Here is a 15,153-nt window from a genome sequence, read left to right as displayed (position 1 = left end):
GAACCGTTAGCTGTAATTAAAAACCAATCAATGAGATTAAAATTATTATTCATACCCCTTTTATTAACCTTAACCGCTTGTGGACAGACGGTCGAAAAACAAAATCAAAATTCAGAAAAAAAACGAGTTGTTGGAACTCGAATTTATATAGAGGAACCAGAAAATTTTAAAACCTCCAAAGACTTTGTTGGATTTGAAAGCGGACAATCTTTAATCCAATTTATGGACCTTTTCGGAGGAAACTATAACTCTAATGCTAGAAATTTTACCAAAGAAAACTTTGAATTAAAAGGCATTCAAGTCTTTGATTTTGAAGAATTACAGATTGACAACTATCCGGCAAAAATGGCTTTAATTCAAGGTAATGAATATCAAAAAAGTCTTCAACTCGTATTTGGTGATAATGATTTTTCAGTTTTCGCAATGGCTATCATCCCTAACTATGAGAAAAACAAAATTGAGGAGGTTAAAAAGTCTTTCTTAACCATAGAATATAAAAAAGATAGAGTTCTTGACCCTTTTGAAAATGCCTTTTTTGAATTGGACGATTCAAAAAGTATCTATAAATATGCGAGAGCAACATCAAATTTCTTTTTTTATTCTTTGAATGGAGTACAAAAAGATAATTATAATGAAGAATCCTTTTACATGATCTCTCAAATACCAACTGAGTCAATGAATGAAAATCCAAAATCTCTATTTGAAGATAACTTGAATTCCCTAAAAAAGAATGGCTTGGTAGTTTCAAAAAGGGTTGTTACCGATAGAAAAGAACTCAACGGTCTTGAATTCTATGAAGAGTTAGTAATTGGAAAATTGAATAACAAAGAATCGCAAATCAAAATGACAAGTGTTGTAAAAGGAAGTCGTGCTGTATTAATAAATGCTCTTGCAAAAGATAATTACGAATTGACACTTCAAGAGTTTGACAAATTGACAAATGAATTGAAAATGAAATAACTACAGCTAACATTGGCTATAATTCATTGCTGCTTTGTCACTAACTTTAAAACTAGTAACCATTAATACGGCCCGATTTCTAACCGACAATTTCCTGCCGGAAATCGCCGCAACGAAATCATAGCCGGGGCCGTTGTAAGCAATTAAAAAAGTCCTCCCTTCTTCTCGATTTTTTTTGCTGTTTAGGATAGTAAGAGCTCGTTTTTCAATCTCAAGGTAATTATTAGCAACGATTGTGTCCCAAATCTTACCCAAAAACTTTGCGCATGGTCCCTGTCCTGTTTTTGTAGTGTTCCGGTAGATAAACGTCAAGCAAAAACAGGATAGGGCGCATACCTACTTTTGATTTAAAATACTATCTTTTTTTTTGGTCCATTTTTTAAAATCTTCATAAATAACAGGGTGGTCTTCGAAATATCGTCTTGCGTTTTTAAAGCTTTCTTTTTGACCTTCTAGGAATGCTACTTTGTTTCTCTCCTCGAAGTGGATAAAGTGATAGCCAAAATAACTAAGTGAAAGAACCTGAATTGAAATTACAATACAAAACAAGGTCGCCACCCAATTCGGGATTATCCGTGCAGATTTAATCCCTGTTTTATTTCCGTTGTTTTCTCCTTGTAAACGGTTATGGCTTTCTTTTGTTCCGTTGTAAAGCCTTTTATATAGTTTTCGATTCTTGAAGTGTCCGCCTTTAATTTCAAGTCCTTGAAATTCTTTGACAAGGCTTCCAACTTGCTTATCGATTTATGGAACCCTTCGATTTCCTCGGTCAGGAGTTCCATCATCTCTTCCATCTTTTTCATGCTTCTATTCTTTAAGTTTATATTCCTATACCTCGGTCCAATGTCCTTTTAATGACCTTCTTCAATACTCTCTTTGCAATATTGGTCGCTATATTCGTGCTCAGCCCCGTTGTCTTTCCCGCTAGCTTGATGGTGTTCCCTTTTTTAAGTTGGATGCCCATTGTAGAATTATGGGCTATTTGAATAGCCAATCTACTTCCCGACATCGAACGATGTACTTCGCTTCCTTTTAGATTATGCCCTTTATACTCGAATCTAAACCCCTGTAACTGGTTTTGCCTATTGATACTTGGTATGACCTTTATCTTGTTTTGTTTCATGTACTGGATATATTGGTAGAAATCCTTGGGCCTCTTTTCCGTCATTACTTTTTCATGAACCTTTTTGATCGCTTTGCGAATCCTTTTTAGTTCGCTGAGTTTTTCCTGTTGTACTTCCCTTGCGGTGGTCAGTCCCATTTCCTTGGCAACTTTCTCGGCTGCATATTGGCTCCTCTTTCCTATGAAGTTGTCCTTATAGGCCGTCCCATCGAAACCTATCCTATTGACATAAACATGAACATGGGTATGCTGTTTGTCCCGATGTACGAAACCAATTCCCTGATGTTCGGTGAGTTTCATTTCAATAATGAATCTTTGGGTTAGTTCTTGAAGCTGTCCACTTGATAGGTTCGTACCGTCTTCTATCGTTGGACTTAGTACAAAACTTAGGGTATTGTTCTTCGTTCTTATGTTCTGCTCTTGGATAATCTTGAACTCCTCTGTGATCTCCCTTGGGTTATCCCCTGCAAGATGTTGCTTGTAGACAACCTCTGCTTTCTTCTCCTGGTTCCATCCATAACCCATGGATGCCCCTGTATGCGATATCGATTTTCCCTTCCCTATCATTTTTTGAAATTGTACAGATGCATTCGTATTTCATTGGCGAGCTGCTCTACTTCCTTTGCCAATTTGGGATTCCGCTTTTTGAACATATTGCCTATCCTTGTAAAGTTGTTCTTGTATTTCACGAGCATCGCATAGTGTTCCAATTGTTCCGAGGTAAGCCTTTCTACGATGTCGTTTTCAAAAGCTGCTCTTCTGCAATATTCTGATAGGGAGAGCCCAGCCTTTTTGGCCTTTAACTTGAGCAGCTTTTTTTCATAGATGCTGCACCGAAATTGTACGAACTCTCGTTTCACTTTTTCTTTTTTTCTTTTGCGACCTACGGGAGCAAAAGCAAGATTGTCATGACAATGACACATCTTGAATTGCCGCCCAACTACAAATTAGCTGTTGAACTGAGCGGTGGCAGCAAGTACTTTGATTTTAACTATGGAAGAGCTGTTGTTTTCAAGAAAATCCAATAATTTACTTGAATCCTTAGGATTATCTGAAATAGATTATGACTAATATAAGAAAGGTAAGTAGATGCGCCCTATTTCGATTTTAACTGACGCTTACCTACCTGGACACTATAAAATCGAAATAGGATCCAGCGCGGTCAAGTTGTGGTAAGAATTGGGGATGGGCTTTTAAACTTAAAAGTTGACCACTTTATCTAAAGCTTCGTCCTGTTCATCATTCATAAAATTAGCCTGATAAGAAATCGTAGTGGTTATCGAGGAATGACGATACAACTTCTGTAGCATTTGAATCGGGATTTTATCTCCCGAGATATTACCAAAGGTGTGCCTGGCAATATGCATACTTAAATTTTTATCTATTCCTACCTTTTTGGCAATGCGTTTAAGATGTCGGTTAAAATTTCTAGTTGTAGTCTTGATTCTAGTACGCAGCTGTTTTGCATTATTAAAATCAGTGTTTCGAAGCTCCTTAAAAACAAACTCTTCCGAATCATTTGATGACTCTCTATAGATATTCAAAATCAACTTAGCTTTAATCGGTATTCTTAAAGAAACACGTTTATCATTCTTGCTCATACGGTAATGCAACCGGTCATCACTGAAATCACTCCATCGTAACTGAATTATATCTGTTATTCGAATTCCAGCAAAATAAAAGCTTAAGAGCCAGACGTTCAATGCGTGCTGCTGGGCTTCGGTCAGGCCAACTGCATTTTCCAAAAGTTGAACCTCCTCAACGTTTAATCCGACCTTTTCTGAGTCTGGAAATTTAATCTGATATTTTCCACGACCGAATGGATAATTATTCCTATCGGCAATAGATTCAGCAATGGCCAAATTATAAATGGTTCTAATAGGAATTATATAGTTCATTACAGTCCGAAATGCCAATCCTTTTTTGTGAAGAAGATGTGTTTCAAACCTATGAAGTAAATTAACCGTTATACTATTGAAAGGTAATTCTTGATGTTTGGTGAATTCCAAAAATCGTTCAATTCTACTTTTCTCATTGTCATACCGGTGGAATTGTTTTCTATTTCGAAGGTTTGCGAGATATAATTCTGCCACGGAATAAAAGTCATGCCTGTTCTTATTCTGAATATTATCCTTTATAGTTTGAACGGATTTATACTCCTTAGAAATTTCTGATTCTAGAAGTTTACTATTTACTTCAGATACCCGTGTTAATATCAATTGATTTAAATGGGCAGAATTGGGATGTGAACGTTTTACTTTGCACTTGACTTTATCCCACAATTTTTTCTCGATATACTGACCTGTATAAATGAAAGATGACCTACGATTTTTAGTTATCCGAATGGCAATTGGATATTTATCGTGTGAATTTTTCTTATTTCTGAGGACAGCTTGTACCGTTGCCATAACTTATCTTTATTTTAAAGGTACAAAATCCTGGGTACAACATAGGTACAACATTTATTGCTTTTAGACCTTATTATTTGATATCAAACAAAATTAAAATATTCATAACTAATTGTATATCAGCATACTTATATTATTTTGATAACATGTGTCGTCTTTTTCATAACCCGGAGGCCGAGGGTTCAAGTCCCTCTCTCGCTACAAAATGCCCTTACTAATCTAGTAAGGGCATTTCTTTTTAATCTACTGGCTATATTATATTTCATTTATACTTTTCTAAAACCTCTTCTATTGGAATATCACTTTTAAATTCTTTTACTTCAATATTTCGATAAAAAATTTCGGCAGTTTCGGCTTGTAAGCCAATTAAGCCTTTACTATGACTTAGATTTCTAAGCACATTAACAACTTTATCGTTTAAAATATGAACAGCATATTTGTTACCCATAACAATTACCTCACATTTGTTCCACTCGCCATTTAAGGCGTTATAAATGGCTTTTTTGCTGGCTCGGTGTTCGCCACCTCTATGTTTTTGAACAACTCCTCCTTCTTCAGGCGACAAATAACTTAACCTCTTAGCACTAGATTCTCCCTCTTGGGCATACCAGTCAAACTGCGCTCCTGAGTTCCAAATATCGCCAGTGTGATTTAAATCTTCTAAATGGTTATACCGTACCTGATATTCCAAACCCTGGGGCCAAACCTTTGCATCAAAAACATGGTAGTACATGCCTGCATCATATTGATATGTCTCAAAGTTGTTAAATCTTTTAGCGCCCCACCTGTATTCAAACTTAAAACTATAGCGACTATATTCTTTATTCGAAAAGAACATACAATGGGTTTCATTGCGATTTTCTTTAAATCCATATCCATCTTCAAAATCTTTGAATACGTGCATTTCTCCATTTTCTCCTGAAGTAAATACCTTCTTTGCCAATTCTTCATTAAAATCACGGCACATGATATTCCAATCATTTAAATCCTGCCCATTGTATAAATTAATATAGCCCTTGTCATTTAATTGGGTTAGATCTGTTTTACAACCAACTAGACCTAAAATGCTAAGCACAATCAATATCTTTTTTATCATGTTACAATAGTTGGAATTACTCTTTTTTCTGTATTAAAATTGCCCAATCCTTTTGATTGGATTTAGGAGGTTTGCCCAACGCAACCTCTTGACCTCCGTTTACTTCTTTTACCTTTGACTTTTGTAATTTGCCCCCCAATTTAGGGTTGTACCAGTGTATGGTAAACTTTCCACTGGCACTACTTAAATCAAGTGTAGCAGTTGGTTCCGTATTGAGATATACGACATAAACTTCGTTCTCTTTTGCCATGCAGTATAGCTTATTGTTATCGTCAGAATTACCAACCAGCGCATTCTTATTGACCATTTGCCAGAAAGGAATTTTATTTTCTTTAAAGAACCTAATGGCATTAACGGCTTGATCCCAAAATAAATCTCTAGATCGATAGTCTTCGCATGTTATATCAGAATTGGGGTGTTTATATCTAAAATACCATTCATTTCCCCAGCCACCGGCCATAAGGGTACCCCATAATGCATTTCTTCTGGCCACATCATGATTTGGGTCTTCATCGTCTGGAAGCAGCGAATGCTGTGCATCGCCTGGCTCATCGACCGCTACCGCCCATTGAAAACCTGCTTTTTCAGAAGCATCTAGCCAATGTAATACCTCTTTATGCACAGTTCTAAAATCAGAGGTGTGCGTTTGTATAGAAGGCCCTGTAAGTCCGCTATCAGGCCCCAAAAGATCATCGTACATTACTCCATTGTGTATTACCAAATGATGATGATACGGGTCGTGCTTCTTAAAATAATGGGTCATGGCCAAACGCTGTTCAGTATCTTGTGGAGGCGTGGGGTGGTTAGGAATCCATTCCCCATTTTCTTCACACAAATTCCAGTTCAATGCCAAATGATGACCGAATCTTGCTATTAACTCTCTGTAATAGAGCTTGCTGTTTGCCCCCACTCCTCCATTGTCAAGCAAACCTTGATTTTCTACCTCCAATGTTTTGAAATGAAGAAAGAGGCCTAGTTTCTGGGCATGCGAAAAAACGATTTCCCATTGATCCATTTTAGAAACATCGATTCTAGCATAAGTATCATAGTCTATATATGGAAAAACATTTTGATCATCGCCTTCAATATTATTGGTTAAAAAAGAAACGGAATTCAAGCCTTCAGAAGCCAAATAGTTTAAAGCCCCGATCATGGCCTTTCCTTTTCCGTTTTTCCATGTTGGGTCGCCCTCTTTCCAATCTTGAAGATGCGGCGCCCATGATTTTATGAAATTATCTTTATGCCCATCATTATGAAAGGTTCCATCAAAATCTTTATAGGATAAAAAGTTTTCTGGTGCGTCTGGTCCTTGCTTTAAAAAATATTCCCCTGTTTCGGCAAACTGTAAATACCGTTCACCAACATAATTCAATCTTCCTTTGGCCCTAAAATCATTTCCTTTCTTGTCGGTATTTTCAATGCTAAAAGTTCCTTTTGCACCGTCCATATACTTACCACTTGCTCCGGTGTTTTTCTTATCGCTGATGGCTACCCAATTTCCTTTTCTAAAATCGACATTGTAAGTCCACTCCCCTATTTCATCTGGAGAAAAATGTACGCGCCATTTATTACCTTCAGTACCAGAAGTTTCACCTGCGTTACCATCAGCGGCAAAATAACCTGGTATTTTATAGACTTTACCCGAAGACTTGTGCGAAAAGGTAACATTGAACCTATAGTTCATAAATGGATTATACTCTTCCTTTTCTGAAGTAAAAGGACCTTCAAAGGTTAAAGTGACCTTATGCCACTTCTTTAACTCACCATCAATTGTTGGCTTTTTTGCAGAAGTGTCATCACCTTGCATTTCGGTGAGAAGATTCTGTCCATGACCAATTTTGGTGATAACCATTCCATTCCAGCGACCCCTACTATACTCTTTACCATCTTCACTACCTATATTCGCTTTTACACTGATAACATCATTTTTGTTCAATTGAACATCTAAAAAACTCTTGGCGTATTTTGCGCCTTCTTCAAAAGTATCTCTGCTCAGAGGTGGACTAAAACTACCTTGTTCAAAATTATTTACACTAAAGGCATATGAAGATCTTCCATCGTTTTCTCCCACTCCAAAAAGAACCACATCGTAAAGACCGGAATTTTCATTGAAAATAGTATTGGCTTCTGCGGTCTTTCTTTGCTCTGGATTTATTGCAAGCCAATCACCATCAATGTAAAAACCATTATCTACATTTTCAAAATCTTTGGCATCTATTATCGTGGCATAAGGCTGGTAATACTTTACTTTTTCCCATAGTGAAAGGTCCGAAATATCCTTTTTTATTTCAGGGTTTTTTGGTTTATAATCCTTGTCCGTAGTTATAAGCCATTGATCCATCTCAAAACCATCCTCACGTAAACTGAACTGTATATCGTGCTCACCGGCCCTTTCAATATCTAAATAAATAAGACCGGGAACTCCACAATGCTCTTCTTTAGTACGTTGCCTGCTGGCCCAGAACCAGTTTTTCTTTCCATCGCACCATTGCATACGCTGGCCAGATTCTGGCCAAGTACCATCAATACCGACATGTACCCCATTGTCTTCAGAACCTTCACTGAAGGCCCTTACCCAGACGTAATACCTGCCAGGATTCGAGATATTAACTTTATAATGCAGAATGGCCAGTTTGCCAGGTTCATTACTAAAATTCTCGCCTGGTATAAGTTCTTCATCATGGTTAATCCTCGTGTCGGGCAAAATCTCTAAATATCTTTCTTGGCTAGCCCCTTCAAAATGCAACTGAGTGTTTTCCCTTTTGAGATTTGATGAAAATTCAGGCGATACTACATACCATTTTCGAATATCGGTTTTTGTCTGCTTACTAAAGTCTTCAGCTTCAACCAATAAACTACCCCCGCTTTCCTGGTGTATTTTTTGTGCACTGGTATAAAAAACTGAAAAGAGAATAACAAAAAATGCCATGCCTACCTTTCTAAAAAAATATGTAATAAATTCTCCTTTACTCCTCATTTTAAATGTTTGTTATTAACTAATTATTTTTAGGTTCTATTTCTATTCGTTGATTTTCTTACCACTAAAAAGGATTTCAAAATGCGCTTTTCAAAGCTTTCATTCTCATTCTCCATTTGCTTTAAAAGAAGTTCTGCCGCTTCTTGGCCCATTTGATAGGCAGGTTGATCTATACTTGTAAGAGAAGGTTCTATAAGCTCACCGACCGGTTCATTATTAAATCCGATTACAGATAATTTTTCGGGTATGGCTATGCCTCTTTCTTTTGCCGCAACCATTAAGTTAATAGCGATTTGGTCACTGAAGGTTAAAATACCATCTGGATAGTTGGGTGCGTACAATAGCTTTCTAGCTGCAGAGAGCATACTTTCTTTATCGAACTTACTAAACACCACATTTTCCTCTTTTATTGAAATACTATTTTCCTCCAAAGCATCTTTATATCCTTGGGCCCTTTCTAAATTTATCTGTAATGATTCCGGTCCGCCCAAATAGGCAATATTCCTACAACCTATAGCTATCAAATGATTTACTGCTTCATGAGCCACTTTTCTGTTATCGATTACTACCTTATCGGTCCTTATTGCATTGCACTCACGGTTAAAGAATACCAAGGGAATGTTTCTACTTTTCAATTTTTCAAAATGCCCAAATTCTTTGGTTTCAGAGGCAATGGAAACTATAACACCATTTACCCCTACAGCGATAAGCTCTTCAATCAATGTTTTTTCCCTTTCAAAAGATTCATTAGATTGGCATATAAGGATATGCATACCCCTTTGCTCCAAAATATTTTCAATGCCGCTAATCACCATAGCATAAAGATGGTAGCTTAATTTTGGTACGATAACCCCAATAAGGTTCGATTGCTTTAAGCCGTCTTTAGCAAAATGAGTATCAGAGACATAACCCATCGCTCTTGCCGCATTCCAAACCTTTTCATGGGTTCGAACGCTTATATTCGGATTATCATCCAGTGCCCTAGAAACGGTAGAGATAGAAATATTAAGCTTATCGGCAATATCCTTTAAAGTGACTTTAGTCATAAGTCCAATTTATTTTATGCAAAATTTTTGCATAAAATACATAATTATCTATAAATAAAAATAAAAACCTATTATTTTGCTAATATTAATTTAAAAAAATACATTTATATCATATTTTAATGCAAAATTATGCAAAATACTGTATTCTATGAGTAAAAATTATAAGATAGCCGTAGTAAACGGTGATGGAATTGGTGAAGAAATTGTACCCGCAGGAATATCGGTCATTGAGGCTGTGGCAAAAAAATATGGGTTTAGCATATCTAAAGAAAACTTTTCATGGGGTGCTGGGCATTATTTAAAGCATGGAGAGTTTATGCCAGAGAACGGCATAGAAACTTTAAAGTCTTTTGATGCTATTTATTTTGGTGCGGTTGGTCTTCCAGAAGTCGATGACACGCTACCGGCAAAAGATTATACTTTTAAAGTACGAACCGATTTAGAACAATACGTAAATTATAGACCGGTTAAATTATTTGCTGGTATCGAGAGTCCCCTAAGGGATAAAACAGAAAATGATATTGATTTTGTTATCATCAGGGAGAATAATGAAGGTGAATTTGTACAGAACGGAAAAATCCTTTATCCAGATACTCCCAATGGTGTTGCAGTAGATACTAGCATGGTAACTCGCCTGGGGGTGGAACGTATTGCACATTATGCTTTTAAACTTGCTAGAAAACGCAGAAGAAAATTAACTAACGTTACAAAATCCAACACCTTGATATATTCTTTAGGTTTTTGGGATCATGTTATGGAAGAAGTATCTAAGGAATATCCTGATGTTGCGTACAGCAAAATGTATGTTGATAACGCCTCGGCAAGTTTTGTTTTAAGGCCCGAAGTTTTTGATGTTATTGTTACGACCAATATGATCGGGGATATCTTGTCAGATTTGGGCGGTGCCATTATGGGCAGTCTTGGACTTGGAGGTAGCGGAAACATCAATCCTGAGAATGATTACCCCTCTATGTTTGAACCTATTCACGGCTCCGCCCCAGATATCGCCGGCCAAAACATCGCGAACCCTATTGGCCAGATTTGGTCCGCTGCCATAATGTTGGAACATCTGGGCGAAATTGAGGCTGCAAATGACATTATGAAAGGAATAAATGCCACCACTGCCAAAGGTGATCTAACAAAAGATTTAAAAGGTTCGGCAACGACCACTGAAATTGCACAGAGTGTTATAGATTCTATTCTAACTCTTGAAAAAGCGAACGCAATTGGCTAAAAATAGAATTATAGATTTAACTCAGCCCATTTCTGAAGCAATGGCCGGTGTTAGTATTGAACAATCAAAGTCTATTGAAACTGATGGATGGAACGCCTCTACCCTGCACCTGTATTCGCATAGCGGCACACATATGGATGCCCCTATCCATTTTGATGTAACCAGACAAACTTTAGATCAGATTCCCATAGAACGTTTTATCTCAAGGGCCTGGGTCATAGATTTAGATGGAATTTCACCAAGCGAAAAAATTACGCTAAACCATTTAGGTTCCAGCCGAAATCTGATTTCACATGGCGATAGTGTTCTTTTAAAGACAGGCTGGGGCAAGTATATCGGGCAATCAAAATATAGAGATGAATTACCCCGTATCAGTGAAGAATTGGCACATTGGTTAGGTGAAAAACAAATAAACATACTTGGTGTAGAACCTCCTTCCGTTGCAGATGTCAATAATATCGAAGAAGTAACCAAAATACATACGATTTTAATGAAGAACGATATTCTGATTTTGGAAGGATTGACCAATCTTGACAAAATCGAAAAAAATGAAGTCACACTTATGGCCTTTCCGCTCAACTATAAAAATGGGGACGGCGCACCGGCCAGAGTATTAGTATCTGAGAATTTAACTGTATGATTGCTGAAGAAATTCAAAATAGCATAACCGAAGGAAAATTATTAGATGATATTAGTGAAGAAATAAAAGCTGAGTTTTATAAAAAACCCAGAGTGATTGTTATTTTGGACGATGATCCTACTGGTACCCAAACCGTTCACGATGTTCCAATAATTACAGAATGGTCAGAAGAAACCCTTTCACATACAATATCAAAGCATAATATATTTTTTATTCTAACCAATTCGAGAAGCCTACATACTATTGAAGCCTATGATCTAGGTTTCCTTTTAGGAAAAAGACTTAGAAAGATCACGGAATTACTGGGCAAAACCCTCATTCCTATAAGCAGAAGCGATTCTACCCTGAGAGGGCATTATCCTATCGAGATAGATGGGCTTAAAAAAGGATTAGATTGGGCGCATTGCAAAGAGGTATTCACCCCTGCTTTTTTTGAAGGTGGTCGCTATACATTTAACGATATCCATTACGTCAAAGAAGGTCAAGATTTCATACCTGTCTCACAAACTCCTTTTGCTCAAGATAATACTTTCGGGTTTAAATCTTCTAATCTCAGAGAATGGGTTAAAGAAAAAACGGAAAACAATATTAAAATAGAAAATGTTGGTTCGGTTTCAATTCAAACAATCAGAAAAGATGGAATTATTCAGGTAACAAAAGAGCTCTCGAAAAAAGAAATTACTATTATTAATGCTACAAGCCCCTATGACCTTCAGGTTGTTGCTTTGGCCTCCTTTAAACTGAATAAGGATATTGTTTACAGAACCGCTGCATCGTTTATCAATGCAATATCATCTATTCGACCAAAACTTTTTAAAATAAATATAGCCCTTTCACTAAATGAAAGAACTTTAGGTGGCCTTACCATTATAGGATCCTATGTGCCAAAAACAACAGCTCAATTAAATTATTTGAAAAACAATAATGAAAATTTAGCCTTTTTAGAATTTAAGGTGAATTATCTTCATGAAGATGAGGAATTTCAAAAACAGATTCAAACCCTTTCCGTTCTTATAGATTCTTTCATTAAAATGAGTAAAGATGTAGTTTTATATACCACTCGAGAAGTCTTTACCGGAGCTACCAAAACAGAGAGCTTAAATATCGTAAACAGGGTATCTTCAGGTTTGGTAGGGGTAGTTCAAAACCTCACCAAAAAACCAAAATATTTAATTGCAAAAGGTGGTATAACGTCTAGTGATATTGCTGTCAAAGGTCTAGGTGTTAAATCGGCAGTTGTCGCTGGTCAGGCAATTCCTGGGGTGCCAGTTTGGATTTTAGATACTAAAAGTGCTTTTCCTGGAATGCCCTACATCGTATTTCCGGGCAATGTGGGTGACGAAACTGCGCTACACCAACTAATACTTGAGTTATCATGAAAAATCATAGTTTTTTCCCAAAGCGCTATTTTATGGTTTTGGGAACCTTTCTTTTGGCCCTTCTCCTTTATATAGACCGTGTTTGCATTTCGGTAGCCAAAGACCCCATAGCAGAGGCATTGCAACTAAGTGACAAACAAATGGGCTGGGTACTTTCTTCCTTTGCATTAGGATACGCCTTGTTACAAGCCCCATCAGGATTATTATCCGATCGCTTGGGACCCAGGAAAATATTAACGGTCATAGTAGCAATATGGTCGGTATTCACAGCTTTGACTGGTGCGGTATGGAATTTTATTTCATTATTGATTACAAGGTTTTTGTTCGGTGCCGGAGAAGCCGGGGCTTTTCCTGGAATGTCTAGAGCCATATACAGTTGGATTCCTTTGAAAGAACGTGGTATCGTGACAGGCATAAACTTTTCGGGCTCGCGCCTCGGCGCTGCTTTTGCCCTGCCATTGGTGGCTTTTATGATAGATGATTTAGGGTGGAGAAACTCTTTCTATGTATTGGGTGCCATTGGGTTTGTTTGGGCGACTATTTGGTATATGGCCTTTCGTGATAATCCTGAAGACCACAAACTCATTTCCAATCAAGAAAAAGAATATATTATCGCCTCAAGACAAGATAAAAAAATCTCTAAGGCCAAAGCCAAAGTACCTTTTGCACAGGTTCTCGGTTCTAAAAATATGTGGTTGGCCATGGGACAGTATTTCTGTAGTAATTTCACTAATTTTTTTGCCCTTACCTGGTTATTCCCACACATCAAAAGCGAGTATAACCTAGAGGCCGTAGAAGCGGGTCTATACACTTCTATTCCCCTAATATTCGGAGCTTTTGGCAATTGGTTTTCAGGAGCATTAGTGGATAGAATATTTAGCAAAGGAAGATGGAAACGCTCGCGAGTTTTACCCGCTGTACTCGGGTTTTCACTTGCCGCACTTGGATTAATCGGAAGTATCTATATGGATACCGCTGTGGGCGCGATCGTGTTTTTAAGTATTGCTATTTTTGGGGCCGATATGACGCTTGCGCCCTCATGGTCTTTTTGTGTCGATATCGGTAAAGAATTTTCCGGCACCGTTTCGGGAACTATGAACATGGCCGGAAATATAGGCTCATTTGTGACGGCTTTAATCTTCCCTTACCTCGCAGCCTGGTGGGGTTCTACCACGCTTTTCTTTTTTGTGGGTGCAATCCTAAACATTTTGGCTATATTGTTTTGGTTGAATATGAAACCGCAAAAACGATTGATTAGATAGTCATGAAAAAACTAAAAGGGGTGTGTTTGGGGGCGGGCTATTTTAGTCAATTCCATTTTGAGGCATGGAACCGTATAAATAATGTTCATATTATTGGAGTATACGATAGATTTAGAGCCAAAGCTGAAACAGCCGCCAAAAAGTTTAAAATTGAAAGAGTCTATGAAAACTTGAGCGAAATCTTCGAAAAAGAAAAGCCAGATTTCATTGATATAATCAGCCCTCCAGACACCCACTATGAATTATGTGAGCTGGCCATTAAAAATAATGTACATATTATTTGTCAAAAGCCATTGGCGCCTACCTTAACCGAAGCGCATAAAATTGCGGCGCTCTTAGAGCCTAATAAGGTAAGAATGATGGTGCACGAAAACTTTAGATTTCAACCTTGGCATAGAGAAATTAAAAAGCTGCTCAACGCCAATACTATCGGAAAACCACATGCCATTAATCTTCGCATGCGCATGGGTGACGGGTGGCAATCTGATGCTTATATGAACAGACAACCCTATTTTCGGGAAATGGAAAAATTACTGATTTATGAGACAGGTATCCATTTTATTGATGTTTTTAGGTATTTAATTGGAGAGGTAGACAGTGTTTATGCCAAACTAAAAACATTGAATCAAAACATAAAAGGAGAAGACTTTGCATGGGTACATATTAATTTCGAAAATGGTGCTTTAGGGTTCATAGATGCAAACCGTTACAATGAAAATACCGTTGACGACCCCAGATTGACCTTTGGCGCTGTGCTAATTGAAGGTAATAAAGGTAGTCTTCGTCTCAATGATGAAGGAAAAATAACCGTTCAATTATTAGGGGAAAAAGAAAAACAGCACAACTACACCTTTTACAAAAAGAATTTTGCCGGGGACTGCGTCTACAATACCCAACTACATTTTGTTCAAAGCTTAAAGAGTAATGAAGACTTTGAAACCGATATTACGGACTATCTAAAAAACATGGCCGTACAAGATGCCGTTTACAAATCATTCAAAACGGGCGGACCGGTAAAGCTTTAAGAA

The 15,153-nt window shown here is 37.4% G+C and carries 13 protein-coding genes; 6 read left to right on the top strand and 7 right to left on the bottom strand.

From position 1 onward, the window contains the following. The first annotated feature begins 30 nt into the window (after nucleotides 1–30). The gene (locus ACZ1GR_RS18085; RefSeq protein WP_472610247.1) at nucleotides 31–960 is read left to right on the top strand and encodes a hypothetical protein; all 930 of its coding nucleotides are present in this window, start codon (nucleotides 31–33) and stop codon (nucleotides 958–960) included. A gap of 569 nt (nucleotides 961–1,529) precedes the next feature. Here the strand turns inward: ACZ1GR_RS18085 and ACZ1GR_RS18080 are convergent. The 7 genes from ACZ1GR_RS18080 to ACZ1GR_RS18050 form a co-directional block, all read right to left on the bottom strand. Then, nucleotides 1,530–1,763: a DUF6730 family protein gene (locus ACZ1GR_RS18080; protein WP_472610246.1), complete on the bottom strand. Its 234-nt coding sequence runs from the start codon at nucleotides 1,761–1,763 to the stop codon at nucleotides 1,530–1,532. Nucleotides 1,764–1,780: 17 nt separating this feature from the next. Beyond that, the gene (locus ACZ1GR_RS18075) at nucleotides 1,781–2,650 is read right to left on the bottom strand and encodes a relaxase/mobilization nuclease domain-containing protein (protein WP_472610245.1); all 870 of its coding nucleotides are present in this window, start codon (nucleotides 2,648–2,650) and stop codon (nucleotides 1,781–1,783) included. Then, a complete protein-coding gene (gene mbpA, locus ACZ1GR_RS18070) occupies nucleotides 2,647–2,943 on the bottom strand; it encodes a mobilization protein MbpA (RefSeq protein ID WP_472610244.1) in 297 nt (98 codons plus the stop codon). The genes ACZ1GR_RS18075 and mbpA overlap by 4 nt, the downstream gene beginning before the upstream one ends. Nucleotides 2,944–3,282: 339 nt before the next feature. After that, the gene (locus tag ACZ1GR_RS18065) at nucleotides 3,283–4,491 is read right to left on the bottom strand and encodes a phage integrase SAM-like domain-containing protein (RefSeq protein WP_472610243.1); all 1,209 of its coding nucleotides are present in this window, start codon (nucleotides 4,489–4,491) and stop codon (nucleotides 3,283–3,285) included. Nucleotides 4,492–4,753: 262 nt separating this feature from the next. After that, a complete protein-coding gene (locus tag ACZ1GR_RS18060; RefSeq protein WP_472610242.1) occupies nucleotides 4,754–5,587 on the bottom strand; it encodes a 3-keto-disaccharide hydrolase in 834 nt (277 codons plus the stop codon). 16 nt (nucleotides 5,588–5,603) lie between these two features. Further along, the gene (locus ACZ1GR_RS18055; RefSeq protein WP_472610241.1) at nucleotides 5,604–8,564 is read right to left on the bottom strand and encodes a DUF5060 domain-containing protein; all 2,961 of its coding nucleotides are present in this window, start codon (nucleotides 8,562–8,564) and stop codon (nucleotides 5,604–5,606) included. Between the two features lie 29 nt (nucleotides 8,565–8,593). Then, nucleotides 8,594–9,610 carry a LacI family DNA-binding transcriptional regulator gene (locus ACZ1GR_RS18050; RefSeq protein ID WP_472610240.1) on the bottom strand — a complete coding sequence of 339 codons (1,017 nt, stop codon included), beginning with the start codon at nucleotides 9,608–9,610 and terminating at the stop codon, nucleotides 8,594–8,596. A gap of 148 nt (nucleotides 9,611–9,758) precedes the next feature. Here ACZ1GR_RS18050 and ACZ1GR_RS18045 point away from each other — a divergent pair, with 148 nt between their 5' ends. The 5 genes from ACZ1GR_RS18045 to ACZ1GR_RS18025 are packed head-to-tail and all read left to right on the top strand — an operon-like array spanning nucleotide 9,759 to nucleotide 15,150. Further along, nucleotides 9,759–10,844 carry an isocitrate/isopropylmalate dehydrogenase family protein gene (locus tag ACZ1GR_RS18045; protein ID WP_472610239.1) on the top strand — a complete coding sequence of 362 codons (1,086 nt, stop codon included), beginning with the start codon at nucleotides 9,759–9,761 and terminating at the stop codon, nucleotides 10,842–10,844. Further along, nucleotides 10,837–11,484, top strand: a complete 648-nt coding sequence (locus ACZ1GR_RS18040) for a cyclase family protein (protein WP_472610238.1) — start codon at nucleotides 10,837–10,839, stop codon at nucleotides 11,482–11,484. The genes ACZ1GR_RS18045 and ACZ1GR_RS18040 overlap by 8 nt, the downstream gene beginning before the upstream one ends. Next, on the top strand, nucleotides 11,481–12,863 hold the full coding sequence (locus ACZ1GR_RS18035; protein WP_472610237.1) for a four-carbon acid sugar kinase family protein: 1,383 nt from the start codon (nucleotides 11,481–11,483) through the stop codon (nucleotides 12,861–12,863). Before ACZ1GR_RS18040 ends, ACZ1GR_RS18035 begins: the two co-directional genes overlap by 4 nt. After that, nucleotides 12,860–14,125, top strand: coding sequence for an MFS transporter (locus ACZ1GR_RS18030; protein ID WP_472610236.1), 1,266 nt, complete (start codon nucleotides 12,860–12,862; stop codon nucleotides 14,123–14,125). The genes ACZ1GR_RS18035 and ACZ1GR_RS18030 overlap by 4 nt, the downstream gene beginning before the upstream one ends. Before the next feature lie 2 nt (nucleotides 14,126–14,127). Further along, nucleotides 14,128–15,150: a Gfo/Idh/MocA family protein gene (locus ACZ1GR_RS18025; RefSeq protein ID WP_472610235.1), complete on the top strand. Its 1,023-nt coding sequence runs from the start codon at nucleotides 14,128–14,130 to the stop codon at nucleotides 15,148–15,150. The last annotated feature ends 3 nt before the right edge of the window (nucleotides 15,151–15,153 follow it).

Source organism: Croceitalea sp. W27, assembly GCF_055693185.1.
The sequence above is the reverse complement of the archived record's forward strand: the minus strand, read 5'-3'. Positions and strand labels throughout refer to the sequence as shown.

What these genes read in the sequence shown, in the direction of transcription:
- ACZ1GR_RS18045 (WP_472610239.1), top strand. Translation starts at nt 9,759, where the DNA reads ATGAGTAAAAATTATAAGATAGCCGTAGTAAACGGTGATGGAATTGGT.
- ACZ1GR_RS18060 (WP_472610242.1), bottom strand. Translation starts at nt 5,587, where the DNA reads ATGATAAAAAAGATATTGATTGTGCTTAGCATTTTAGGTCTAGTTGGT.
- ACZ1GR_RS18030 (WP_472610236.1), top strand. Translation starts at nt 12,860, where the DNA reads ATGAAAAATCATAGTTTTTTCCCAAAGCGCTATTTTATGGTTTTGGGA.
- ACZ1GR_RS18075 (WP_472610245.1), bottom strand. Translation starts at nt 2,650, where the DNA reads ATGATAGGGAAGGGAAAATCGATATCGCATACAGGGGCATCCATGGGT.
- ACZ1GR_RS18080 (WP_472610246.1), bottom strand. Translation starts at nt 1,763, where the DNA reads ATGAAAAAGATGGAAGAGATGATGGAACTCCTGACCGAGGAAATCGAA.
- ACZ1GR_RS18025 (WP_472610235.1), top strand. Translation starts at nt 14,128, where the DNA reads ATGAAAAAACTAAAAGGGGTGTGTTTGGGGGCGGGCTATTTTAGTCAA.
- ACZ1GR_RS18055 (WP_472610241.1), bottom strand. Translation starts at nt 8,564, where the DNA reads ATGAGGAGTAAAGGAGAATTTATTACATATTTTTTTAGAAAGGTAGGC.
- ACZ1GR_RS18050 (WP_472610240.1), bottom strand. Translation starts at nt 9,610, where the DNA reads ATGACTAAAGTCACTTTAAAGGATATTGCCGATAAGCTTAATATTTCT.
- ACZ1GR_RS18065 (WP_472610243.1), bottom strand. Translation starts at nt 4,491, where the DNA reads ATGGCAACGGTACAAGCTGTCCTCAGAAATAAGAAAAATTCACACGAT.
- ACZ1GR_RS18085 (WP_472610247.1), top strand. Translation starts at nt 31, where the DNA reads ATGAGATTAAAATTATTATTCATACCCCTTTTATTAACCTTAACCGCT.
- ACZ1GR_RS18035 (WP_472610237.1), top strand. Translation starts at nt 11,481, where the DNA reads ATGATTGCTGAAGAAATTCAAAATAGCATAACCGAAGGAAAATTATTA.